This window comes from Escherichia albertii (assembly GCF_028622335.1).
GTDB lineage: Bacteria > Pseudomonadota > Gammaproteobacteria > Enterobacterales > Enterobacteriaceae > Escherichia > Escherichia albertii.
In genome coordinates this window covers 1,061,287-1,085,183 of record NZ_CP117568.1, presented here as the reverse complement: position 1 = coordinate 1,085,183, position 23,897 = coordinate 1,061,287, and the positions used below count along the sequence as shown (strand labels likewise).

Annotated in this window: 20 protein-coding genes; 19 read left to right on the top strand and 1 reads right to left on the bottom strand. The window is 42.4% G+C overall.

Features of this window, described 5'->3' with window-relative positions; translation table 11 throughout:
• The first annotated feature begins 182 nt into the window (after positions 1–182).
• From udk to asmA, 3 genes are all read left to right on the top strand, one after another.
• On the top strand, positions 183–824 hold the full coding sequence (udk, locus tag PS053_RS05395; RefSeq protein WP_001295424.1) for a uridine kinase: 642 nt from the start codon (positions 183–185) through the stop codon (positions 822–824).
• Positions 825–915: 91 nt separating this feature from the next.
• On the top strand, positions 916–1,497 hold the full coding sequence (gene dcd / locus PS053_RS05390; protein WP_001234780.1) for a dCTP deaminase: 582 nt from the start codon (positions 916–918) through the stop codon (positions 1,495–1,497).
• A 21-nt stretch (positions 1,498–1,518) separates the two neighbouring features.
• Positions 1,519–3,372 (top strand): outer membrane assembly protein AsmA, encoded by a 1,854-nt coding sequence (gene asmA / locus PS053_RS05385; RefSeq protein ID WP_256879449.1) that lies wholly within the window; start codon positions 1,519–1,521, stop codon positions 3,370–3,372.
• A gap of 449 nt (positions 3,373–3,821) precedes the next feature.
• On the opposite strand, the gene PS053_RS05380 is transcribed toward asmA, so the two are convergent.
• Positions 3,822–5,405: a TerC family protein gene (locus tag PS053_RS05380; RefSeq protein ID WP_059239626.1), complete on the bottom strand. Its 1,584-nt coding sequence runs from the start codon at positions 5,403–5,405 to the stop codon at positions 3,822–3,824.
• Positions 5,406–6,035: 630 nt separating this feature from the next.
• Here PS053_RS05380 and PS053_RS05375 point away from each other — a divergent pair.
• The 16 genes from PS053_RS05375 (at position 6,036) to wzzB (ending at position 23,748) form a co-directional block, all read left to right on the top strand.
• A complete protein-coding gene (locus tag PS053_RS05375) occupies positions 6,036–6,236 on the top strand; it encodes a hypothetical protein (RefSeq protein ID WP_059242139.1) in 201 nt (66 codons plus the stop codon).
• Positions 6,237–6,736: 500 nt separating this feature from the next.
• Positions 6,737–7,630, top strand: a complete 894-nt coding sequence (gene galF, locus PS053_RS05370) for a UTP--glucose-1-phosphate uridylyltransferase GalF (protein WP_149534751.1) — start codon at positions 6,737–6,739, stop codon at positions 7,628–7,630.
• A gap of 371 nt (positions 7,631–8,001) precedes the next feature.
• Positions 8,002–9,087 carry a dTDP-glucose 4,6-dehydratase gene (gene rfbB, locus PS053_RS05365; protein ID WP_256879448.1) on the top strand — a complete coding sequence of 362 codons (1,086 nt, stop codon included), beginning with the start codon at positions 8,002–8,004 and terminating at the stop codon, positions 9,085–9,087.
• Positions 9,087–9,986, top strand: coding sequence for a dTDP-4-dehydrorhamnose reductase (rfbD, locus tag PS053_RS05360; protein ID WP_256879447.1), 900 nt, complete (start codon positions 9,087–9,089; stop codon positions 9,984–9,986). The genes rfbB and rfbD overlap by 1 nt, the downstream gene beginning before the upstream one ends.
• Before the next feature lie 57 nt (positions 9,987–10,043).
• Positions 10,044–10,913, top strand: a complete 870-nt coding sequence (gene rfbA / locus PS053_RS05355) for a glucose-1-phosphate thymidylyltransferase RfbA (RefSeq protein WP_256879446.1) — start codon at positions 10,044–10,046, stop codon at positions 10,911–10,913.
• Between the two features lie 139 nt (positions 10,914–11,052).
• The gene (locus tag PS053_RS05350) at positions 11,053–12,303 is read left to right on the top strand and encodes a polysaccharide biosynthesis protein (RefSeq protein WP_256879445.1); all 1,251 of its coding nucleotides are present in this window, start codon (positions 11,053–11,055) and stop codon (positions 12,301–12,303) included.
• Positions 12,303–13,442: a polysaccharide pyruvyl transferase family protein gene (locus tag PS053_RS05345; protein WP_256879444.1), complete on the top strand. Its 1,140-nt coding sequence runs from the start codon at positions 12,303–12,305 to the stop codon at positions 13,440–13,442. The genes PS053_RS05350 and PS053_RS05345 overlap by 1 nt, the downstream gene beginning before the upstream one ends.
• Positions 13,439–14,647, top strand: coding sequence for an O-antigen polymerase (locus PS053_RS05340; protein ID WP_256879443.1), 1,209 nt, complete (start codon positions 13,439–13,441; stop codon positions 14,645–14,647). The genes PS053_RS05345 and PS053_RS05340 overlap by 4 nt, the downstream gene beginning before the upstream one ends.
• Before the next feature lie 7 nt (positions 14,648–14,654).
• Positions 14,655–15,563, top strand: coding sequence for a glycosyltransferase family 2 protein (locus tag PS053_RS05335; RefSeq protein ID WP_256879442.1), 909 nt, complete (start codon positions 14,655–14,657; stop codon positions 15,561–15,563).
• Positions 15,564–15,614: 51 nt separating this feature from the next.
• The gene (locus PS053_RS05330) at positions 15,615–16,721 is read left to right on the top strand and encodes a glycosyltransferase WbsX family protein (RefSeq protein ID WP_256879441.1); all 1,107 of its coding nucleotides are present in this window, start codon (positions 15,615–15,617) and stop codon (positions 16,719–16,721) included.
• The gene (locus PS053_RS05325) at positions 16,714–17,631 is read left to right on the top strand and encodes a glycosyltransferase family 2 protein (protein ID WP_256879440.1); all 918 of its coding nucleotides are present in this window, start codon (positions 16,714–16,716) and stop codon (positions 17,629–17,631) included. Before PS053_RS05330 ends, PS053_RS05325 begins: the two co-directional genes overlap by 8 nt.
• 34 nt (positions 17,632–17,665) lie before the next feature.
• Positions 17,666–19,072 carry an undecaprenyl-phosphate galactose phosphotransferase WbaP gene (gene wbaP / locus PS053_RS05320; RefSeq protein WP_256907738.1) on the top strand — a complete coding sequence of 469 codons (1,407 nt, stop codon included), beginning with the start codon at positions 17,666–17,668 and terminating at the stop codon, positions 19,070–19,072.
• A gap of 13 nt (positions 19,073–19,085) precedes the next feature.
• Positions 19,086–19,628: a dTDP-4-dehydrorhamnose 3,5-epimerase gene (gene rfbC, locus PS053_RS05315; protein WP_256879438.1), complete on the top strand. Its 543-nt coding sequence runs from the start codon at positions 19,086–19,088 to the stop codon at positions 19,626–19,628.
• A gap of 179 nt (positions 19,629–19,807) precedes the next feature.
• A complete protein-coding gene (gndA, locus tag PS053_RS05310; RefSeq protein ID WP_256879437.1) occupies positions 19,808–21,214 on the top strand; it encodes an NADP-dependent phosphogluconate dehydrogenase in 1,407 nt (468 codons plus the stop codon).
• Positions 21,215–21,456: 242 nt separating this feature from the next.
• Positions 21,457–22,623, top strand: a complete 1,167-nt coding sequence (gene ugd / locus PS053_RS05305; protein WP_137646355.1) for a UDP-glucose 6-dehydrogenase — start codon at positions 21,457–21,459, stop codon at positions 22,621–22,623.
• 144 nt (positions 22,624–22,767) lie between these two features.
• Positions 22,768–23,748 carry an LPS O-antigen chain length determinant protein WzzB gene (gene wzzB, locus PS053_RS05300; RefSeq protein WP_256878983.1) on the top strand — a complete coding sequence of 327 codons (981 nt, stop codon included), beginning with the start codon at positions 22,768–22,770 and terminating at the stop codon, positions 23,746–23,748.
• Positions 23,749–23,897: the final 149 nt, after the last annotated feature.

The following is a 23,897-nucleotide window of genomic DNA, read 5'->3' as shown; positions in this document are numbered from 1 at the left end:
TTTTTACTTTGCGTTAAAGACAAACAATTAAATTTGCGTCAGGGAATGGATTGCCAGCAATTGGGGGAAAATGGCGTCAGCGCTATTCGACTGGTATCACGCGGATGAAATCCCTATAATTGCCGCGTTTGGCGCTTAGGCGCCCCCTTCCTAACATCCAGGTTAATCAGGTCGCTAAATATATGACTGATCAGTCTCATCAGTGCGTCATTATCGGTATCGCTGGCGCATCGGCTTCCGGCAAGAGTCTTATTGCCAGTACCCTTTATCGTGAATTACGTGAACAAGTGGGCGATGAACACATCGGCGTAATTCCCGAAGACTGTTATTACAAAGATCAAAGCCATCTGTCGATGGAAGAACGTGTTAAGACTAACTACGACCATCCCAGCGCGATGGATCACAGCCTGCTGCTTGAGCATTTGCAGGCGCTGAAACGCGGCTCGGCTATTGACTTGCCGGTTTACAGCTACGTTGAACATACGCGTATGAAAGAAACGGTGACGGTTGAACCGAAGAAAGTCATTATTCTCGAAGGCATTTTGTTGCTGACGGATGCGCGTTTGCGTGACGAACTGAACTTCTCAATTTTTGTTGATACGCCGCTGGATATCTGCCTGATGCGTCGTATTAAACGTGATGTTAACGAGCGCGGTCGTTCGATGGATTCCGTAATGGCGCAATATCAAAAAACCGTGCGTCCGATGTTCCTGCAATTCATTGAACCTTCCAAACAATATGCGGACATTATCGTACCGCGCGGTGGTAAAAACCGTATCGCCATCGATATATTGAAAGCGAAAATTAGTCAGTTCTTTGAATAAGTTTTGTGAATTATGTACCGTTCAGTGATAACCTGGTACGCCCTTGACGTAACTGGCGTTGAGGGCGTGATGCGCGAAAGGAGAAAATGCCATGCGTCTGTGTGACCGAGATATTGAAGCCTGGCTTGATGAAGGCCGTTTGTCGATCAACCCACGTCCACCTGTGGAGCGTATTAATGGCGCAACGGTGGATGTCCGGTTGGGCAATAAATTTCGTACCTTCCGTGGCCATACGGCGGCATTTATTGATCTGAGCGGTCCAAAGGACGAAGTGAGCGCTGCGCTTGATCGCGTGATGAGCGATGAAATCGTGCTTAATGAGGATGAGGCATTTTTCCTGCATCCAGGTGAACTGGCATTGGCGGTTACGCTGGAGTCGGTAACATTGCCAGCCGATCTGGTTGGCTGGCTGGACGGGCGTTCTTCACTGGCGCGTCTGGGACTAATGGTTCACGTGACAGCGCACCGTATCGATCCCGGCTGGTCTGGCTGCATTGTGCTGGAGTTTTATAACTCCGGTAAATTGCCGCTGGCGCTACGCCCTGGCATGTTAATTGGCGCGCTGAGCTTTGAGCCGCTTTCCGGCCCGGCTGCGCGTCCTTACAACCGCCGTGAAGATGCGAAATATCGCAACCAGCAGGGCGCGGTCGCCAGCCGAATCGACAAAGACTAATTCAGGTCCACTGAGGATACCATGAGACGATTTCTGACGACGCTGATGATACTCCTGGTCGTACTGGTTGCCGGGTTATCTGCGCTGGTGTTGCTGGTGAATCCGAATGATTTCCGCGACTATATGGTGAAGCAGGTCGCTGCACGTAGCGGTTATCAATTGCAGTTGGACGGGCCGCTGCGTTGGCACGTCTGGCCGCAACTGAGTATCCTCTCTGGGCGAATGTCCCTCACTGCCCCTGGCGCCAGCCAGCCGCTGGTTCGTGCTGATAATATGCGCCTTGATGTGGCGCTTATGCCGCTGCTGAGTCATCAACTGAACGTTCAGCAGGTCATGCTGAAAGGGGCGGTGATCCAACTGACGCCGCAGACGAAAGAGGTGCGCGATGAAAACGCGCCCATTGCGCCGCGGGACAATACTTTGCCGGATCTGTCTGAAGATCGCGGTTGGTCGTTTGATATTTCCAGCCTGAAGGTTGCCGACAGCGTACTGGTGTTCCAGCATGAGGATGACGAACAGGTTACGATTCGTAATATCCATCTGCAAATGGAGCAGGATCCACAACATCGTGGTTCGTTTGAGTTCTCCGGGCGCGTTAATCGCGATCAGCGCGATCTTAGCCTGTCGCTTAAAGGTACGGTGGATGCTTCTGATTATCCGCATGATTTAACGGCGGTAGTGGAGCAAATCACCTGGCAAGTGCAGGGTGCGGACTTACCGAAACAGGGCATTCAGGGGCAGGGAAGTTTCCAGGCGCAATGGCTGGAAGCCTCTAAGCGCCTGTCGTTTAATCAGATTAATTTGACCGCCAACGACAGTACGTTTGGTGGGCAAGCACAGGTGACTCTGACAGAGCAACCGGAATGGCAGCTAAAACTGCAATTTCCGCAGTTGAATCTTGATAACCTCATTGCGCTTAATGATACTGCGAACAATAACAATGGCGCTGTTCAGCAAGGGCAAAATCAGTCAATGTTGCCGCGTCCGGTCATTTCTTCGCGCATTCATGAACCGCCTTATCAGGGGTTAAAAGGGTTTAGCGCAGATATTTTGTTGCAGGCCGATAACGTGCGTTGGCGTGGGATGAATTTTGCCAATGTCGCCACGCAAATGACCAACAAATCGGGCTTGCTGGAAATTACCCAACTACAAGGCAAACTCAACGGTGGATTCGTTTCGTTGCCGGGAACACTGGATGCGACGTCTGCGAATCCGCAAATAACCTTTCAGCCGCGACTGGAAAACGTTGAGATTGGCACTATCCTGAAGGCGTTCAACTATCCTATTCCGCTGACCGGAAAAATGTCGCTGGCGGGTGATTTCTCTGGCGCAGACATTGATGCCGAAGCGTTCCGCCATAAGTGGCAAGGGCAGGCGCATATTGAAATGGCCGATACACGCATGGAAGGGATGAACTTCCAGCAGATGATCCAGCAGGCGGTAGAACGCAACGGCGGTGATGTGAAAGCGGCTGAAAACTTCGATAACGTGACACGCCTTGAGCGTTTTACTACCGATCTGACGCTTAATAACGGCATTGTGACGTTAAACGACATGCAGGGCCAATCGCCAATGCTGGCGCTGACAGGGGCGGGAACGTTGAATCTGACAGAGCAGACTTGCGATACCCAGTTTGATATTCGCGTCATTGGCGGCTGGAATGGCGAAAGTAAGCTGATTGATTTCCTGAAAGCCACGCCGGTTCCACTGCGGGTATACGGCAAATGGCAGCAACTTAACTACAGTCTGCAAGTGGATCAGCTGTTGCGCAAACACTTACAGGATGAGGCCAAACGCCGCCTGAATGATTGGGCTGAACGGAATAAAGATTCGCGCAATGGCAAAGATGTGAAGAAGTTGCTGGAAAAGCTGTAAGTTTCCAGGTGGCCTGTCCTGTAGGCCTGATAAGACGCGAAAAGCGTTGCATCAGGCGTTCGTGGCGGCACCATTATATTTTGAATATGTAAGATCGAAGGCTGTTCCGTTCACTTTATGTTCCTCGCTACTATGGAACGCTCAAGCCGGTGAACGTGCCAGGGGGGCTCAATCGCCACCACCCTGGCAACCCGGGCTCCCGGCGGTAAATCGCCGCTGGCGCGGTCCCCTCATCTTATTCCTTTCGGCTATTGGGTACGGGCGCGAGGTAACGTCCCTGTAAAACGCGCCCTCAGCCACATCCATGTGGGCTGCCCCGACCTACAGGAAACGATTCGGCGATTTACAGCCGGACCAACACCCCGCTGTGATGTCCGTTTACCACAGACAGTGCTTCATTGCTGAAGTTATAAGGCGTTACGCAGCATCGGGTAATATGACCGATACCATCACACCTCGTACTCCATCTCGCCATCCTTGCGCAGCGGAATAATCTGCACCTTCTGCACGCGATGACTTTCAACCTGCAATGTTTTGAGCAAATAATCCCCCACCTGAACTTCTTCGCCTGGTTGCGGAATACGCTGTAAATACTCCATCAATAGCCCGGCAATAGTGTGATATTCCCGTTTTTCATCCAACGGCAGCGGTACATATTGCACCAGATCTTCCAGCGGCATATGACCATTCACGGTCCAGGAACCGTCCGCGTTTTTCTGAATATCATGCCGCGCGTCAATTTCTTCTGCTTCGTTCGGTAAGTTCCCGGCGATGGTCTCGGTGACGTCACTGAGTGTCACAATCCCCTCCACCGAACCAAACTCATCCACCACAAAAGCAAAGTGGGTACGGGCATTACGGAACTGCTCCAGGGCAGGCAATAACGGTAATGTTTCCGGGAACACCAGCGGCTGGCGAATCAGTACCCGCAGGTTGAGCGGTTCGCCGCGCAGCGACTGTTGCAGCAGGTCGATAACGTGAACAACACCCAGCAGATCTTCCGCGTCGTCACCGTCTGTAACCACCAGGCGTGTGTGCTGGTTCCGCTCCAGCAACTCGCGGATCTCTTTTTCCGGCGCTTTGAGGTCAATATGCTCAATATCGTGGCGCGACGTCATAATGCTGCTGACGGTACGCTGATTCAGATTGAGCACGCGCTCGATCATCCGCCGTTCCTGCGGATTAAAAATTTGCTGGTTGTCATGATCTACCAGCATTGAGGCGGTTTCGGCATCCAGTTCCGCATCCTCTTTTTGCCCGCTTAACAGACGCATCACCGCTTCAGTGGTTCGCTGGCGCAGGGTCTGGTTAGCAGAGAGAAAACGGCGTCGGTTAAAGATAGCTAACTGGTTGAGTGCTTCGATCATCACCGAGAAACCAATTGCGGCATACAGATAACCTTTTGGAATGACGAAACCGAAACCTTCCGCCACCAGGCTAAAGCCGATCATCAACAGGAAGCTCAGGCAGAGAATAACGATGGTCGGATGGCTGTTAACAAATTGCGTTAACGGTTTGCTTGCCATCAGCATCAGGCTGATGGCGATAACAACGGCAGCCATCATTACCAATAAATGATCGACCATTCCGACAGCGGTAATCACCGAATCGAGTGAGAAAATGGCGTCCAGCACCACTATCTGCGTTACCACCCCCCAGAATTTCGCACCGCGTCGCTGAGTGGGGTTATTGCTGTCTTTTCCCTCCAGCCGTTCGTTTAGTTCCATAGTGGCTTTGAACAGCAGGAAGAAACCACCGAACAGCATAATCAAGTCGCGGGCGCTAAAGGTAAACGAGCGGAAACTAAACAGTGGCTGGGTCAGGGTGACCAGCCAGGAAATTGACGCCAGCAATAACAGGCGCATTAACATCGCCAGCAGTAACCCGGTTACTCGTGCGCGGTCGCGCTGTTTCGGCGGGAGTTTTTCTGCGAGGATGGCAATAAAAACCAGGTTATCAATGCCGAGGACCAGTTCGAGCACAATCAGCGTGATTAACCCAGCCCAGATAGACGGATCGGCAATCCATTCCATAGTAATTACAATACCTATTCGTTGGTTACTCTAAATAATTCGAGTGGCAGGAAGGCGGTAAGAGAGTGAATTCCCTGAGGCTTATTGAAGTCAGTGACCGGGGAAAACGAACACAACCGCAGCACCTGCAACTTGAATTATGATGAGTAATGATAAATGTCACCCTTCGATCATGGATAAATCAGGGCCAAAATGCAATGTTACAGCACCATTTATCCGACATTATCCTGGAGCTTATCGGCACAATATCCATCATTTGTTGTACGTGAGAAAATTATAAATCTGGTTAACAAATGTCGTGTGGGGAGATGTTGTATTAAAAGTCGGCAGCCTAAAGAATGTACTAAAAAGCGTCGTGAAATACGCTTCATATAATTCCTGAAAATCGCTAATCATTTTACCTGATAATCCATTAGTTGTAACACTGCCTCCTGCATTACTGGGAGAGTAAATATTCAAATACCTTAATCACCACCCAGCGTTTCTTGCGGAATGGATAACGGGATACATTCTGGCAGGATAAAACGTTGTTGTGACGAATATCACAAATCTGGCTGCTGACCGCTACTCCATGTTGAGGATGACTGGCATTCCACCATTTGCAATATCACGCCAGATCCCAGTAGGAAAATGGGGATTGATAATACAAAGGCTTGTATTTGCAATGGTGATAATTTCGTGGTTGATAATATTGATGTGATGAAAAATGTGGAGATGTTAATCGGCTACAGAGCGATTAAAAGCAAATACCTCTCCATACTGCAAAACTTTGGAGCAGGTAATATTCATCTTGATAATGCTAACCGTGTCTGGGAATTACGCAGAATCTAAATCTTCGCAGGAAATCCCTCTTTGATCGTGCTGACCCGCATTGAAATGAAGTGTGCTTTGTTGGAACAATACGACAGGTTTTGACTTGTTTTTTATTAAATATCAATAATATATTTGTATTCGTCGCTCGTCAGTATTGACCATGAGATTAGCCCTGCGCGAAGACGTCTGTGACTGGTTTATGGCAAAGGCCGAAACACGCTCGTTGCTGGAAAATGTTCATGCTGTGAATGAAAAGAACAAAGCTCCGTCGATATCGACAGAGGTAATCACCGTATTATTAATGTGGAAAAGATTAACTTTCGACAGCCAGAAGAGGGGAGGAGATTTGCGACCATTCCTGGAAAAATGGAACCATACTTAAAAAGATCGCAACTGCAATTCTGAACGAAACGGCGTAGCATCGGCAGTAAATCAGTATTCAGTTCAGGATAATTGATGCTGGCGAAAAAAATCGAACGAGCTATAATTCAGCAACCATTTTACAGGTGGATGAAATAATGACGAATTTAAAAGCAGTTATTCCTGTAGCGGGACTTGGGATGCATATGTTGCCTGCCACTAAGGCGATACCCAAAGAGATGCTACCGATCGTCGACAAACCCATGATTCAGTACATTGTTGACGAAATTGTGGCTGCAGGGATCAAAGAAATCCTCCTGGTGACTCATGCGTCCAAGAACGCAGTCGAAAACCACTTCGACACTTCTTATGAACTAGAATCTCTCCTTGAACTGCGCGTAAAACGCCAGTTGCTGGCAGAGGTTCAGTCCATCTGCCCACCGGGCGTTACCATTATGAACGTGCGTCAGGGCGAACCTTTAGGTTTGGGCCACTCCATTTTGTGCGCCAGACCCGCCATTGGCGACAATCCGTTTGTCGTGGTACTGCCTGATGTCGTTATTGATGACGCCAGCGCCGATCCGCTGCGTTACAACCTTGCCGCCATGATTGCGCGATTCAACGAAACGGGTCGTAGCCAGGTTCTGGCAAAACGTATGCCGGGTGACCTTTCTGAATACTCCGTCATCCAGACTAAAGAGCCGCTGGATCGTGAAGGCAAAGTCAGTCGCATTGTTGAATTTATCGAAAAACCCGATCAGCCACAGACGCTGGACTCAGACATTATGGCGGTTGGTCGCTATGTGCTTTCTGCGGACATTTGGCCTGAACTGGAGCGGACTCAACCCGGAGCATGGGGGCGTATTCAGCTAACTGACGCAATTGCTGAACTGGCGAAAAAACAGTCCGTTGATGCAATGTTAATGACGGGTGATAGCTACGATTGCGGTAAGAAAATGGGCTACATGCAGGCATTTGTGAAGTATGGCTTACGCAACCTGAAAGAAGGAGCGAAGTTCCGCAAAGGGATTGAGCAGCTGTTAAGCGAATAAAAAAATCTTACCGGGTGTAACGGTCAATAAGAAAATCATAACGGCAGTGAAGATTCGTGGCGAAAGTAAATTGCAACGAATGTTCCTGCCGTTGTTTCTTTATAAAACACTATAATAACAATGAGTTAGCAATAAGATTTTAGTCAAAGTTTTCCAGGATTTTCCTTGTTTCCAGAGCGGATTGGTAAGACAATTAGCGTTTGAATTTTTTAGGTTAACGCGAGTGGGTAACGCTCGCCACATCGTCGGTATGCATGCAGTGCTCTGGTAGCTGTTAAGCCAGGGGCGGTAGCGTGCGTTAATACTTCTGTTAATCAAACGAAGAGCTGCTTATTCCACAGTGAGCTCTGAACGTAATTTGGAATAAAAAAGTGAAGATACTTGTTACTGGTGGTGCAGGATTTATTGGTTCTGCTGTGGTTCGTCACATTATAAATAATACGCAGGATAGTGTTGTTAATGTCGATAAATTAACATACGCCGGAAACCTGGAATCACTCGCTGATGTTTCTGATTCTGAACGTTATACTTTTGAACATGCGGATATTTGCGATGCTGCCGCAATGACTCGTATTTTTGTTCAGCATCAGCCAGATGCAGTGATGCACCTCGCGGCTGAGAGCCACGTTGATCGTTCAATAACTGGCCCGGCTGCATTTATTGAAACCAATATTGTGGGTACCTATATTCTTTTAGAAGCCGCTCGTAATTACTGGTCTGTATTGGATGATGAAAAGAAAAGCCGCTTCCGCTTTCACCATATTTCTACTGACGAAGTGTATGGCGACTTACCTCATCCAGATGAAGTAAATAGTGATGAAGAATTACCGCTATTTACTGAGACGACAGCCTATGCGCCAAGCAGTCCTTATTCCGCATCAAAAGCATCCAGCGATCATTTAGTTCGTGCGTGGAAACGTACTTATGGTCTTCCGACTATTATTACCAATTGCTCGAATAACTATGGTCCTTACCATTTCCCGGAAAAATTAATTCCGCTGGTCATTCTCAATGCTCTGGAGGGTAAAGCATTACCCATTTATGGCAAAGGAGATCAAATTCGTGACTGGCTGTATGTGGAAGACCATGCACGTGCGCTATACACCGTCGTCACCGAAGGTAAAATCGGTGAAACCTATAACATCGGTGGTCATAACGAAAAGAAAAACATCGATGTAGTTCTCACTATTTGTGATTTGCTGGATGAAATTATGCCGAAAGAGAAATCTTATCGTGAGCAAATTACCTATGTTGCCGATCGTCCGGGGCATGACCGTCGTTATGCTATTGATGCTGATAAAATTAGCCGCGAATTAGGCTGGAAACCGCAGGAAACATTTGAAAGCGGGATTCGTAAAACGGTGGAATGGTACCTGACCAATACAAAATGGGTGGAAAATGTGAAAAGTGGTGCCTATCAGTCATGGATTAAACAGAATTATGAGGGCCGCCAGTAATGAATATCCTTCTTTTTGGTAAAACAGGGCAGGTAGGCTGGGAGCTACAGCGCTCCCTGGCCCCTCTGGGGAACTTGATTGCTCTTGATATTCACTCCACAGAGTATTGCGGTGATTTCAGCAATCCCGAAGGTGTGGCCGAAACCGTCAGAAAAATTCGGCCTGATGTTATTGTTAATGCAGCAGCCCATACCGCAGTAGATAAAGCTGAGTCAGAACCAGAGTTTGCACAATTGCTTAACGCGACAAGTGTCGAAGCGATTGCAAAAGCGGCAAATAAAGTTGGAGCCTGGGTTATTCATTACTCCACTGATTACGTCTTCCCTGGAAATGGCGATACGCCATGGCTGGAAACGGATGCAACAGCGCCTCTGAATGTTTACGGTGAAACCAAGTTAGCCGGAGAAAAGGCATTACAGGAACATTGCGCGAAGCACCTTATTTTCCGTACCAGTTGGGTTTATGCAGGTAAAGGAAATAACTTCGCCAAAACGATGTTGCGTCTGGCAAAAGAGCGTGAAGAATTAGCGGTTATTAACGATCAGTTTGGCGCACCAACTGGTGCTGAGTTGCTGGCTGACTGCACTGCACACACCATTCGCGTGGCGCAGAACAAGCCCGAGGTTGCTGGTTTGTACCATCTGGTTGCCAGCGGCACCACAACCTGGTACGACTATGCCGCATTGGTTTTTGAAGAGGCGCGTAAAGCCGGGATTAACCTTGCTCTTAACAAACTCAATGCTGTGTCAACAACAGCCTATCCCACACCAGCTCGCCGTCCTCTCAATTCTCGCCTTAACACAGAAAAGTTTCAGCAGAACTTTGAACTGGTCTTGCCAGATTGGCAGGTGGGGGCGAAACGAATGCTCAATGAACTATTTACAACAACAGTAATTTAATAATTTTTGCATTTTGCTCATGATGGTGGAGCAAGATGAATTAAAAGGAATGATGAAATGAAAACGCGTAAAGGTATTATTTTAGCGGGTGGTTCTGGAACTCGTCTTTATCCTGTGACTATGGCTGTCAGTAAGCAGTTGTTACCGATTTATGATAAACCGATGATTTATTACCCGCTTTCTACTCTGATGTTGGCGGGTATTCGCGATATTCTGATTATCAGTACGCCACAGGATACTCCTCGTTTTCAACAACTGCTGGGTGATGGAAGTCAGTGGGGCCTGAATCTTCAGTACAAAGTGCAACCGAGCCCAGATGGCCTTGCGCAGGCATTTATCATCGGTGAAGAGTTTATTGGCTGTGATGATTGTGCTTTGGTTTTGGGTGATAACATTTTCTACGGTCATGACCTGCCGAAGTTAATGGACGCAGCTGTTAATAAAGAAAGCGGCGCAACGGTATTTGCTTATCACGTTAATGATCCTGAGCGCTATGGTGTCGTGGAGTTTGATAAAAACGGAACGGCAATTAGCCTGGAAGAAAAACCATTACAACCAAAAAGCAACTTTGCTGTAACAGGACTTTATTTCTATGACAACGACGTTGTAGAAATAGCGAAAAACCTTAAGCCTTCTGCTCGTGGTGAACTGGAGATTACCGATATTAACCGTATCTATATGGAACAGGGCAGATTGTCTGTTGCTATGATGGGACGTGGTTATGCATGGTTAGACACAGGTACACACCAAAGTCTTATTGAAGCAAGTAACTTCATCGCAACGATCGAAGAGCGTCAGGGGCTGAAAGTTTCCTGCCCGGAAGAGATTGCTTACCGTAAAGGATTTATTGATGCTGAGCGACTTAAAAAGTTAGCTCAGCCATTATCAAAAAACCAGTATGGTCAATATTTATTGGGACTTATTTGATCTAGGTACTCGTTTGTAACTCTGATAGTTCGACTAGGAGTTTATGCTGATGTTTTTCTTGGCTAAAGATCGTCAGCATAACTTTTATTTTTTTATTCCTAACTAATAAATACTTTCTGAGCGATATCAGATGATTTTTTTGAAGAATGTATCATGGGTGGGATTCGGGACATTAAGTGGTATTGCCATTTCAATCGTTTCAGTGCCATTGATATTAAAAAATTACTCAGCGACAGAAATGTCGTACTTTTTATTTTTATGGACTATTGTTGGTATTGTAAATCTTTCTGATTGTGGTGTCAGCCGCGGTGTGAGCAAATTTACAAGTAATAACTATAATATTAAGTCAATATTATTATATGGGTACTCTTACTTGGCAGTTGTGCTTATATTATTGATACTCTTTTATTTTTTACTTAACATCAGCTATAATAATCAGTATCTGGGGATTATTCCAGTCGATATACAATTTCTTGGGTTGGTCATCATTTTTATATCATTTATCACTTTTCCATTATCTGGTTATATAGAAGGCGTTGGGGGGTTTAAAGAAAGTTCAATTGCTAAAAATATATGCAATATGATTACATATGGTATGCCAGTAATATTAGCATCATATCATATTCGTATTGAATATGTTTTATGTTTTTCTGTTTTATTGTCGAGGTTTATGCTTCTGGCTCAGTTATTATATTATACAATTAAAAAAAATAGGCTTACTAAATATCTTGAAAAACAAGAACGATCTATAACTTTAGATGCGAGGGAGTTCTATAGCTTTTGTCTCTCGGTTGGTATGGCAAGCCTGTTAGGTATCGCTTTTTTATATTGGGATCGTTTTCTTGCACTCAACTGCTTCTCTGGTAGTATTCTGATCCAATATGTGGTATATTCAGAAATTATTATTAAGAGTTATGCAATACCAAGCATCTTAGCCGGTGTGCTATTTCAGTTCTTTAGTTCTGGGGCACATAATAGTAGGCGCACCGATTTGATGAAATATCTTAATGTAAAGAATTATGTTTCTTGTAGCATTTTGGTGTCAACTTTATTTGTCTTTACACTGTATTGCTTTAATGAAAAAATATTTTCAATTCTTTTTCATGTCGAAATTGACACTCATTTAAAGAGGATTTTTTATATAGTTTCATTTTTTACAGTATTAAACTGTTTAACCATGATTATCATGACGATTGGGCAAGCTGTGGGCAATCATAAAAAAATATTAACAATACAAATGGCCACACTTCCTTTATTTTCATTAGCGTCTTTTTTATTAATTAAGGTTGAGTTTATTGAGCTCGGCTTTTTAGTCTGGTTTTTGCGTATTCCAACTATGTTAATTTCGATATCATATTTTAACAATAAAAAATTGGGTGAGACATTGTGATGAAAATTTTGATTATTAATCAACATACGAATAATTTTGGTGATGATGCTGCAGGGTATGCACTTGTATCAGAGCTGGTGAGTCGGGGACACAAGGTCGCAATTTCATATATTTGGAATAAGGCTGGTACTAAAATACCGTTTGAACATGAGAATGTTATCCACTTTGATAAATTGAGCATCTCAAGAAACACGTTGATGAAGGAAGCGGTGCTATTTATATTAGGGAAAGATGGCTACTTAAAGAAACTAAAAAAATTAGCTCAAGAATACGACTCTGTTTTAGTCTCACCGGGAGGAGCCAATATTGGTATTTACAAGGATTGGGCATATTTAGCTAATGTAATAGTTGCACGTATGGCAAATAAAAATGTTATATTTCATCTGAATACAATAGGAGAAAGTAATAGCAGACTTTTCAATTTTATATCTTTAAATGTATTGAAGAAATGCATTTTGTTTGTCAGAGAAAAAAGATCGTTTGATTTTTTGAGGTCAAAAAAAATAAACGTATCATTGGGTGTCGATACTGCATTTTTGCTTCCTCCTCATGAAAAGGCACCTGATAGCGGCAAAAAGATAATAACATTTATACCAACTCAGCTTAGCAACTGGCATGTTGATTTTAGAGGTAAAAACGAGGGAAATATCTTAAAAGAGGAGATACTACCTTCTCTATCTGAGTTTGCGGCAAAAAATAATTATATCATAAGAATATTGCCTCACTTATATGCTTCGGAGGCTGAGTCTGGGTTCTTGGAAATGATCAAAGATAGTATTCAGCTGTATGGAGGTGATGCTCATATTGATAGTGATGTTAATACCTTCTTTAAATATGACGAAAAAGTTGCTAATTCTGAGTTAGTCGTTAGTATGCGTTACCATGGTGTTGTCCTCGCAGTAAAAAATAAAACTAAAGTTATCAGTCTGGCTTATGAAAATAAAATGAAAGAGTGCTGCAGGTATTCAAATCTTCTTTCACAGAATATTGATTTGTTAAACTATGATAATAAAAAGTTTATCGCTCTTTTAGATAATAGTTTAAATATAAGTTTATCTCACATAGATAATGAGTTTTTAAAACGCATGGCCTTAAAGCCCATTGATTTTATTGAGTTATATAATAGAGAGTCTTTATGAGAATATTATGTAACTGCTATTTTACAGTAAGTGTTTCTTTTTTATTAAGCTTTGTTCTGTTTGCAATAAAATGGTCGGGTATTTACCCAGAGGTTTCTGAGTCATTAAGTATATTCATTATCGGTAGTTGCTTATTTTTGTTCTTTATCGGGGCAGTTTTAAATCCAGTTATTCGCGGATGGTTTAACTCTTCAAATAGTAACATACTGAATGAATATAAGACTTTTAAATATAGTATAAAACCATTAGTTAGTGTTGTTGTATTTTTCTGCGTTGAAGTTGCATATAATAGAAAAATACCATTAATTGAGATGCTTCTTGGTCATCAATATGATTATCGTGATTTTACATTCCCTGGGATACATGTCTTTTTTACTTCGCTGACTACATTTTATTGTATTAAATCATTTTTTGATTACTTATGTTTTGGTTCTAAAAAATCACTGCTGTCATCTCTTGTATGTATATGGATTTTTATACTCTTGATGTATAGAAGTTATATCGTTTTTTGTGTTCTTAATTTTATTTTTATGTTTATTTTGTATAAAAGAATAAGCATAAAAAAAATATTTAAATTAACAGGTATTGCTTTGGCTATCATGTATTTTTTTGGACTGGCCGGGGATTTAAGAACTCAAGCCCAAATAGGAGACCAAAGTTTTACTGTCAGCAACATCATACGCGCGACGGATGCGGACACAATATTTGCCAAACAGCAAGTGTTGTCACCTCTTTATTGGGCTTATTTATACGCAAGTTCACCGATGGCAAATTTTCAGAGTACTATTAATTATTATGCTAGATACAGTGATAATAATGGTATTGAAAAATTCGTTGTTTATGAGGTCTTACCTGATGTTATAGGTAAAAGAATCGCTATATTATTCGGGCTTGATGAAGAATATTCACCATTAAATCGTATAATTGATTTTTTAACGGTAGGCACTATTTTCTCCGACTCATTTGTGTTTATCGGTTGGCTGGGACCACTGATACTATTGTTCTTCATGTGTATGACTCCATTACTATTCTTAGCATTATGTCCTAAAGATTCCATATACTACGTGCAGTTTTCTGTATGTACAATCTTATTAGTATTGTGCTGCTTTACCAATATGTTGGTTTATGCATCACTATCATTAATACTCTTATACCCTTTGGTGTTTAGTTGGTGCAAATTTAAAAAGAATGGTAAAATTGGGTGAGAGAAAAATGAAAGTTGTAATATTGATGTCAACATATAATGGTGAGAAGTATCTCAGGGAACAGCTTGATAGTTTAATGTCCTTGGATGATAAATCAGATATTTTTATTCGAGATGATGGTTCTAGTGACGAAACGATAAATATAATTAAATATTATCAATCAAAGTTTGATAATATAATGCTGCTTAAGGGGAGCAACGTTGGTGTTGTTGCTAGTTTTTTTGAATTGATGAAGGCCGTTGATTTTTATAAATATGATTATTTTGCCTTCTGTGATCAGGATGATTTCTGGGAACACGATAAAGTTAGTCGAGCAATTAGTTGTATAAAAAACACTAGTGGGCCCGTATTATATTGTTCGAGGTTGAAAGTTGTTGACGAATTTCTAAATTTTAAATTTCTCTCACCCTTCCCACAGAAGGGATTGAGTTTTTCAAATGCTTTGGTTGAAAATATAATCACAGGATGTACATGTGTCCTGAATCGTCTTGCTTTTCAAAGAATTGTTGAGCGAATTCCCGAAAGCAAGAGGATTGTAATGCATGATTGGTGGTTCTATCTTGTTTTAATTAATGAAGGGACTATATTTTTCGATGATAGATCTTTTATAAAATACCGACAACATGGCAATAATATCGAAGGTATGAAAAAGAGTTTTTCCAAGATTATTAACAAATTTATATCTACAGAAAAAAATAAATACCCGTCACTTTCTGTTCAGTTGGATGAATATTATCGACTATATGTAGATAAATTAACTAAAGATAATAAGGATATTCTAGAACAGCTTCATCAGGTCTTATTGAATAGAGATCTTTTATGTTTTGTTAGACTTTTAATATCAAGGAAAATATATAGACAATCAATCATGGATAACATATCGCTTTTATATTCCTTTCTAACAAAACGCATTTGAAATTTACTTGTTTATAAATATCATGATAATTTATTATTAATGGACGTACAGATGAAATATATCGCATTTTATTTGCCTCAATATCATCCAATAAAAGAAAATAATGAGTGGTGGGGCGAAGGGTTTACTGAATGGTTTAATGTAGCCAAATCGAAACCGCGATTCAAGGGCCATTATCAACCTCACATTCCTACAACAATGGGATTCTATGATTTAAGAGTGCCTGAGACGAGAGAAAAACAAGCTCAACTCGCTCTGGAATATGGTATCGATGGATTCTGTTATTACCACTATTGGTTTAATGGACATTTATTACTGGAGAAGCCTTTAGAAGCTGTACTTCATGATAAGAAGCCAGAATTTCCGTTTTGTATTTGTTGGGCTAATGAAAACTGGACTCGCGCTTGGGACGGTATGGAACGAGAGGTTCTGATAAAGCAGGATTACACCGAAGAAGATTCTCTTGAACATTTTAATTATTTATTACCCTTCTTAAAGGATAATAGATATATTAAGATTGACAATAGACCCGTTTTCTTACTTTATCGATATGACAATATTCCAGATATTGATAACTTTATCCAAACTTGGAATAAAATGGCGATTGATAACGGTTTAAATGGTCTTTATTTTATATGCGTGAGAAATGGATTTGTCACAGCATCTTATGATGAAATTTTTTCTCACTACTTCGATGCTGTTGTGGATTTTCAGCCTAACAGAACTGATTTCCCAACTATTAAGACTAAAGAGCAATTTTTCGTTGATATTGCCAGGAAATTATTGCCGAATACATTTTTTCAGTATCTTAAACGAAATATTTCCGCTGTAAACAAAATTTCTTATAAACATATGGTAGAGAATATTGTTCATAGTTATGCAACCAAACCTAGCAAAGTTATACCTGCAATATTTCCTAGCTGGGATAATTCTGCCAGGAGGGTAACTCCAACTATAATACAAAATAATGAGGCGGACATTTTCGGTTATTGGCTCGATGAGGCAAGTGAATTTGCCGCGAATAATGGTCTTACAGAAACAATAGTTTTTATTAATGCTTGGAATGAATGGGCTGAAGGATGCCATTTAGAACCTGATCTACAAAATGGTACTTCATTTTTGGAGCAAGTGAAGCAGGTTAAACGCAAATATGAGTAATCTACGCATTTCAATGGTTGTGCCAACCTATAATGGAGGTGCTCTTTGGGAACGTTCAGCGGAAAGTATAAGTAAATATTTTAATGGGAAAGTTTTAGTTATTGATTCTGGTTCTAAAGACTTATCTGTCGGGATTGCTAAAGATCATGGGTTTGAATTGATTGAAATAAATTCAAGCGATTTCAATCATGGTGGTACAAGAAATCTTGGGGTGAATCACTTATCATCAAGCAGCGACCTCGTGTTTTTTATGACGCAAGATGCTATATTAACAAGTGAGCATTCTATTAATAATATAGTTGACATGTTTATTGCAAATGAAAAATTGGCTGCAATATATGGAAAGCAACTTCCACACGATAATGCAAACGTTATTGCCCAGCATGCACGCAAATTTAATTATTCAGATAACAGCTATGTAGTCTCGAAGGATAGCGCTAAAGAACTAGGCCTGAAAGCTGTATTCATGTCAAACTCTTTTTCTGCATATAGAGTATCAGCCTTTCTTGAATTGGGTGGCTTCGCTATGAATACCATCTTATGCGAAGATATGCTTTATGCAGCGACTGCCTTATTGCATAATTATCATGTGGGTTATGCGGCTAATGCTACCGTAAAGCATTCTCATAACTATACATGTAAAGAGGAATTTGCCAGATATTTCGATATTGGTGTATTTCATTCAGAGCAAAGTTGGATCCGTAAGGAGTTTGGTGGGGCAGGAGGGGAAGGGAAAAAGTTTCTTATATCTGAATTTCAATATATTATGAAAGCAGCTCCTGTTTTTTTCTTTTCCGCACTCTTAAATAATGCCGCCAAGTTTCTTGGATATCAATTAGGAAAAAGATATAAACTGCTATCTTCCACTATAACCAAGAAGTGTAGTATGCATAAAAATTTCTGGGAATAAATGCTGTGGCGAGGTTTATATGAATGGTAATTTGATGTTAATTATCGAAAAAATAACGAGTGCGATAAGCGATTTTATAATTTTACTAATTTCCTTTTGGGTGTCAATTTATTTAGTTGAATATCTATTTAATAATCTCCCTGCATTTATTCCACAGAATGAATTTGATGATAAAATAATTGCTCACATTGTTCTTAGTATAATCTGTGTTGGTTGGTTTTGGATACGATTAAGACATTATTCTTACCGTAAGCCTTTCTGGTTCGAACTAAAGGAAATACTTCGTACCTTAGTAATATTCGCTGTTATTGAACTTGCAATTAACGCTTTTTCAAAGTGGCATTTTTCCCGTTACTTGTGGGGGTTCACTTGGGTCCTTACATTTATATTTCTACCTTTAGGTCGTTCATTCGTTCGCCGAGTTTTGGATAAAATTGGCCTGTGGCAGCGTGATACGATTATCATAGGATGTGGTAAAAATGCTCGAGATGCCTATCTAGCTATAAATAGTGAAAAGAATTTAGGGTTTAAAGTTAGCTGCTTTATCGGCAAGTTGGAACATGAAGATAAAATATATGGACGACCTGTTATTGATGCGGATATTAATGTGATTAAGAGAATCACGAATAAATCCACTCAAATTATTATCGCAGTTGAGTCTGAGCAAATTGAAGAAAGAAATAATTGGATAAAAGAATTATCGAAATATAAATTTCGACATGTCTCAGTTATTCCTACAATCCGCGGATTGCCACTGTATGGTACGGATATGGCATTTATATTTAGTCATGAGGTGATGATTTTAAGAGTAAATAACAATCTTGCTAAATGGACATCAAGATTTGCGAAGAGAGTGTTTGATCTCTTGGGTGCCTTAATAATCATTTTAGTTTCCTCACCACTACTGGCATATCTCTATTTTCAGGTAAAAAAAGATGGAGGGCCAGCTTTTTATGGACATGAGCGCATCGGCAGGAATGGTAAACGCTTTAAATGCCTGAAATTCAGATCAATGATCCTTAATTCTCAGGAAGTTTTAGCAGAGTTACTTGCGAATAATGAAAGTGCTAGGCAGGAGTGGGAAAAGGATTTCAAGCTCAAAAATGATCCACGTATAACAAAAATTGGCCATTTCATCCGTAAATCAAGTTTGGATGAGTTGCCTCAGTTATTTAACGTACTTAAAGGTGAGATGAGTTTGGTTGGTCCGAGACCGATAGTTCATGATGAGTTAATAAAGTATAGTGATGATGTAGACTATTATCTAATGGCCAAACCGGGTATGACTGGTTTATGGCAAGTAAGTGGTCGTAATGATATTAATTACGAAACTCGTGTCTACTTCGATGCATGGTATGTGAAAAACTGGTCATTATGGAACGATATTGCCATCTTATTTAAAACTATTAGCGTTGTTCTTAGACGTGATGGTGCCTATTAATTGGTGAATAAAAATGAATATTATTGATACAAAAATCCACGATGTAAAAATAATTGAACCAAAAGTATTTGGTGATGAGCGTGGTTTCTTCCTCGAAACTTTCCAGAAGGATCGTTATAAGGAAATGCTAAATATTGATCTTGATTTTGTGCAGGATAATCATTCGCGTTCATCTCAGGGAGTTTTACGTGGTTTGCATTTCCAAACTAAAAACCCCCAAGGGAAACTTGTTCGCGTTGTGAGAGGCGAGGTGTTTGATGTTGCTGTTGATATTCGCAAAGATTCTCCAACTTTCGGACAGTGGGAAGGAGTAATTCTTAGTGAAGAAAATAAGCGCCAGTTTTGGATTCCACCAGGGCTGGCTCATGGTTTTGTTGTGCTATCTGTTATTGCGGATTTTGAATACAAATGCACCAATTACTACGATCCTAATTCAGAAGTATGCTTACTCTGGAACGATCCTTCTTTAGGTATCAACTGGCGAATTGAAAACCCAAAACTATCTGAAAAAGATAAGAATGGTAAGTTATTCTACGAGTTGTTCTCTTCGTGTTAATAAGTGTTTGCTAGATGATTTTATGTTGGGCAGAATTTTTTCCGCAGCTCACTGTCACCGGATCGAGTTTGTTGTACTTTGGTCGATGGAGACTGTTGAATAAAAATTTTCTGAGTTAGCATATTCAATCATCTAAGCAGCGTACATCCCGCGGTGATTCCCCCTGACAGGAGTAAATAATGTCAAAGCAACAGATCGGCGTCGTCGGTATGGCAGTGATGGGGCGCAACCTTGCGCTCAACATCGAAAGCCGTGGTTATACCGTCTCTATTTTCAACCGTTCCCGTGAGAAGACGGAAGAAGTGATTGCTGAAAATCCAGGCAAGAAACTGGTTCCTTACTATACGGTGAAAGAATTTGTTGAATCTCTGGAAACGCCTCGTCGCATCCTGTTAATGGTGAAAGCAGGTGCAGGCACGGATGCTGCTATTGATTCCCTCAAGCCATACCTCGACAAAGGTGACATCATCATTGATGGTGGTAACACCTTCTTCCAGGACACCATTCGTCGTAACCGTGAGCTTTCTGCAGAAGGCTTTAACTTCATCGGTACCGGAGTTTCCGGTGGTGAAGAAGGCGCGCTGAAAGGTCCTTCCATCATGCCTGGCGGTCAGAAAGAAGCCTATGAACTGGTTGCGCCGATCCTGACCAAAATCGCCGCCGTAGCTGAAGATGGCGAACCGTGCGTTACCTATATTGGCGCAGACGGCGCAGGTCACTATGTGAAGATGGTTCACAACGGTATTGAATACGGTGATATGCAGTTGATTGCCGAAGCTTATTCACTGCTGAAAGGTGGTCTGAATCTCTCCAACGAAGAGCTGGCACAGACTTTCACAGAGTGGAATAACGGTGAACTGAGTAGCTACCTGATCGACATCACCAAAGATATCTTCACTAAAAAAGATGAAGATGGTAACTACCTGGTTGATGTGATCCTGGATGAAGCGGCTAACAAAGGCACCGGTAAATGGACCAGTCAGAGTGCGCTGGATCTCGGCGAGCCGCTGTCGTTGATTACCGAGTCTGTGTTTGCTCGTTATATCTCTTCTCTGAAAGAGCAGCGTGTTGCCGCGTCTAAAGTTCTGTCTGGTCCTCAGACACAGCCAGCAGGCGACAAAGTGGAGTTTATCGAGAAAGTTCGCCGTGCGCTGTATCTTGGCAAAATCGTTTCTTATGCTCAGGGCTTCTCTCAACTGCGTGCCGCGTCTGAAGAGTACAACTGGGATCTGAACTACGGTGAAATCGCGAAGATTTTCCGTGCTGGCTGCATTATTCGCGCGCAGTTCTTGCAGAAAATCACCGATGCGTATGCCGAAAATCCAAAAATCGCTAACCTGCTGTTGGCTCCGTATTTCAAGAAAATCGCCGATGACTACCAACAGGCACTGCGTGATGTCGTCGCTTATGCAGTGCAAAACGGTATTCCGGTTCCAACCTTCGCCGCTGCGGTTGCCTATTACGATAGCTACCGTGCCGCGGTGCTGCCTGCGAACCTGATCCAGGCACAACGCGACTATTTCGGTGCGCATACTTATAAACGCATTGATAAAGAAGGTGTGTTCCATACCGAATGGTTGGTTTAATCTGATTTAATCAGCAATAAATTGAGGCCCGGCATATATTGCCGGGTTTTTTTTTGCCTATAATCCTATAGATTAAATTTCATTGCTTAATATTAACTTAATAAATATCAGCTACTCTTATAAGTAAAGTCTGATTTTATTGCTACGCTGATGCTGGGATCAGCGTAGCGCTAAAAATTTTAACTTCTATCAGGATGCTAAAACATCATGATTCACAGTTAAGTTAATTCTGAGAGCATGAAATGAAAATTACCATTTCCGGTACCGGCTATGTGGGCCTGTCGAATGGGCTTCTAATCGCACAAAACCATGAGGTTGTTGCATTAGATATTTTGCCTTCACGTGTTGCAATGCTGAATGATCGGATATCTCCTGTCGTTGACAAAGAGATTCAAAATTTTTTGCAGTCAGATGAAATTCGATTTAACGCCACGTTAGATAAAAAAGAAGCCTATCGGAATGCAGATTACGTAATCATCGCAACGCCTACAGACTACGATCCAAAAACAAATTATTTCAATACGTCTAGTGTGGAATCTGTCATTCAGGATGTTATTGAAATAAACCCATTTGCGGTTATGGTTATCAAGTCTACTGTCCCGGTTGGTTTTACCGCGGCAATGCAGACGAAATATCATATTGAGAACATTATCTTTTCCCCAGAATTCCTCCGCGAAGGCAAAGCCCTTTACGATAACCTTCATCCATCCCGCATTGTTATTGGTGAGCGTTCTGAACGTGCAGAGCGTTTTGCTGCGTTATTACAGGAAGGGGCCATTAAGCAAAATATCCCGACCCTGTTTACCGACTCCACTGAAGCAGAAGCGATTAAACTGTTTGCCAACACCTATCTGGCAATGCGCGTAGCGTACTTTAACGAACTGGATAGCTATGCAGAAAGTTTAGGTCTCAATACGCGTCAGATTATCGAAGGTGTTTGCCTTGACCCGCGTATTGGCAACCATTACAACAATCCGTCGTTTGGCTATGGTGGCTACTGCTTGCCGAAAGATACTAAGCAACTACTGGCGAATTATCAGTCTGTGCCGAATAACCTGATCTCGGCAATTGTCGATGCTAACCGTACGCGTAAAGACTTTATTGCGGATGCCATTTTGTCACGTAAGCCGCAAGTGGTGGGGATCTATCGCCTTATTATGAAGAGTGGTTCAGATAACTTCCGGGCGTCTTCTATTCAGGGAATTATGAAGCGTATCAAGGCGAAAGGCGTAGAAGTAATCATCTATGAACCAGTAATGAAAGAAGACTCATTCTTCAACTCGCGTCTGGAGCGCGATCTCGCCACCTTCAAACAACAAGCCGATATCATTATCTCCAACCGTATGGCAGAAGAGCTTAAAGATGTCGCTGATAAGGTCTACACCCGCGATCTCTTTGGTAGTGATTAACCTACTGTAATCAGGGCGATTATCGCCCTGATTGTGGCTCACCGATTGTATGATTATTCATTAATTTTATTATTTATCCTATAGCATTCATGCGGATTATCGCTAAACTATGGCGACCTGAAATTTTCGCCTGTTAGGGTAATGATGAGAGTAGAAAATAATAATGTATCCGGGCAAAACTATGATCCGGAACAAATTGATTTAATTGACTTATTAATGCAGTTGTGGCGTGGCAAGATGACAATCATCATCTCTGTCATTGTGGCGATAGCCCTCGCAATAGGCTATCTGGCTGTTGCCAAAGAAAAATGGACTTCCACTGCTATCATCACTCAACCCGATGTGGGGCAAATCGCTGGCTATACCGATGCCATGAATGCTATCTACGGTCAGGCCGCACCGAAAGTATCTGAGCTTCAGACCACGTTGATTGGTCGTTACAGCACTGCGTTTTCTGCTTTAGCCGAAGCGCTGGATAATCAGGAAGAACCTGAAAAGCTGACTATCGAGCCTTCTGTTAAAAATCAGCCATTGCCGTTAGTTGTCTCTTATGTCGGGCCGACTGCGGAAGATGCTCAGAAGCAACTTGCTGCTTATATTCAGCAAGTTGACGATAAAGTGAACGTGGAATTGCACAAGGATTTACAGGACAACATTGCATTGCGTATGAAATCCTTACAGGATTCTCTGAAAACGCAGGAAGTGGTAGCGCAGGAGCAGAAAGATTTGCGTATCCGCCAGATTCAGGAAGCGTTGCAGTACGCGAATCAGGCGCAGGTTATCAAGCCGCAGATTCAGCAGACCGGGGATGACATTACTCAGGACACGTTGTTCCTGTTGGGTAGCGAAGCGCTGGAGTCGATGATCAAGCATGAAGCGACCCGTCCGCTGGTGTTTTCTCCAAACTATTATCAGACTCGTCAAAATTTGCTGGATATCGAAAATCTGAACGTTGATGATCTCGATATTCACGCTTACCGTTACGTGATGAAACCGACGTTACCCATTCGTCGCGATAGCCCGAAAAAGGCAATTACCTTGATTCTGGCTGTGCTGCTGGGCGGTATGGCTGGCGCGGGGATTGTGCTGGGGCGTAACGCACTGCGTAATTACAACGCGAAATAATATTATTGTGCATTAAGGGAAACGGGCAGGGTGGTGACACCTTGCCCGTTTTTTTGCCGGATGCGATGCTGGCGCATCTTATCCGGCCTACGTGTGTTGAGATAATGTGTAGGCACGATAAGCTTGCGCATCGGGCAATGGCTCCGGGT

Excerpts from the sequence above, each read along its gene's own strand:
- PS053_RS05325 (WP_256879440.1), top strand. The coding sequence starts at position 16,714 with ATGAGTAATCTACGCATTTCAATGGTTGTGCCAACCTATAATGGAGGT.
- asmA (WP_256879449.1), top strand. The coding sequence starts at position 1,519 with ATGAGACGATTTCTGACGACGCTGATGATACTCCTGGTCGTACTGGTT.
- rfbD (WP_256879447.1), top strand. The coding sequence starts at position 9,087 with ATGAATATCCTTCTTTTTGGTAAAACAGGGCAGGTAGGCTGGGAGCTA.
- udk (WP_001295424.1), top strand. The coding sequence starts at position 183 with ATGACTGATCAGTCTCATCAGTGCGTCATTATCGGTATCGCTGGCGCA.
- wzzB (WP_256878983.1), top strand. The coding sequence starts at position 22,768 with ATGAGAGTAGAAAATAATAATGTATCCGGGCAAAACTATGATCCGGAA.
- dcd (WP_001234780.1), top strand. The coding sequence starts at position 916 with ATGCGTCTGTGTGACCGAGATATTGAAGCCTGGCTTGATGAAGGCCGT.
- PS053_RS05380 (WP_059239626.1), bottom strand. The coding sequence starts at position 5,405 with ATGGAATGGATTGCCGATCCGTCTATCTGGGCTGGGTTAATCACGCTG.
- PS053_RS05330 (WP_256879441.1), top strand. The coding sequence starts at position 15,615 with ATGAAATATATCGCATTTTATTTGCCTCAATATCATCCAATAAAAGAA.
- PS053_RS05375 (WP_059242139.1), top strand. The coding sequence starts at position 6,036 with ATGGGGATTGATAATACAAAGGCTTGTATTTGCAATGGTGATAATTTC.
- wbaP (WP_256907738.1), top strand. The coding sequence starts at position 17,666 with ATGTTAATTATCGAAAAAATAACGAGTGCGATAAGCGATTTTATAATT.
- PS053_RS05335 (WP_256879442.1), top strand. The coding sequence starts at position 14,655 with ATGAAAGTTGTAATATTGATGTCAACATATAATGGTGAGAAGTATCTC.
- PS053_RS05345 (WP_256879444.1), top strand. The coding sequence starts at position 12,303 with ATGAAAATTTTGATTATTAATCAACATACGAATAATTTTGGTGATGAT.
- PS053_RS05340 (WP_256879443.1), top strand. The coding sequence starts at position 13,439 with ATGAGAATATTATGTAACTGCTATTTTACAGTAAGTGTTTCTTTTTTA.
- galF (WP_149534751.1), top strand. The coding sequence starts at position 6,737 with ATGACGAATTTAAAAGCAGTTATTCCTGTAGCGGGACTTGGGATGCAT.
- gndA (WP_256879437.1), top strand. The coding sequence starts at position 19,808 with ATGTCAAAGCAACAGATCGGCGTCGTCGGTATGGCAGTGATGGGGCGC.
- rfbA (WP_256879446.1), top strand. The coding sequence starts at position 10,044 with ATGAAAACGCGTAAAGGTATTATTTTAGCGGGTGGTTCTGGAACTCGT.
- ugd (WP_137646355.1), top strand. The coding sequence starts at position 21,457 with ATGAAAATTACCATTTCCGGTACCGGCTATGTGGGCCTGTCGAATGGG.
- rfbC (WP_256879438.1), top strand. The coding sequence starts at position 19,086 with ATGAATATTATTGATACAAAAATCCACGATGTAAAAATAATTGAACCA.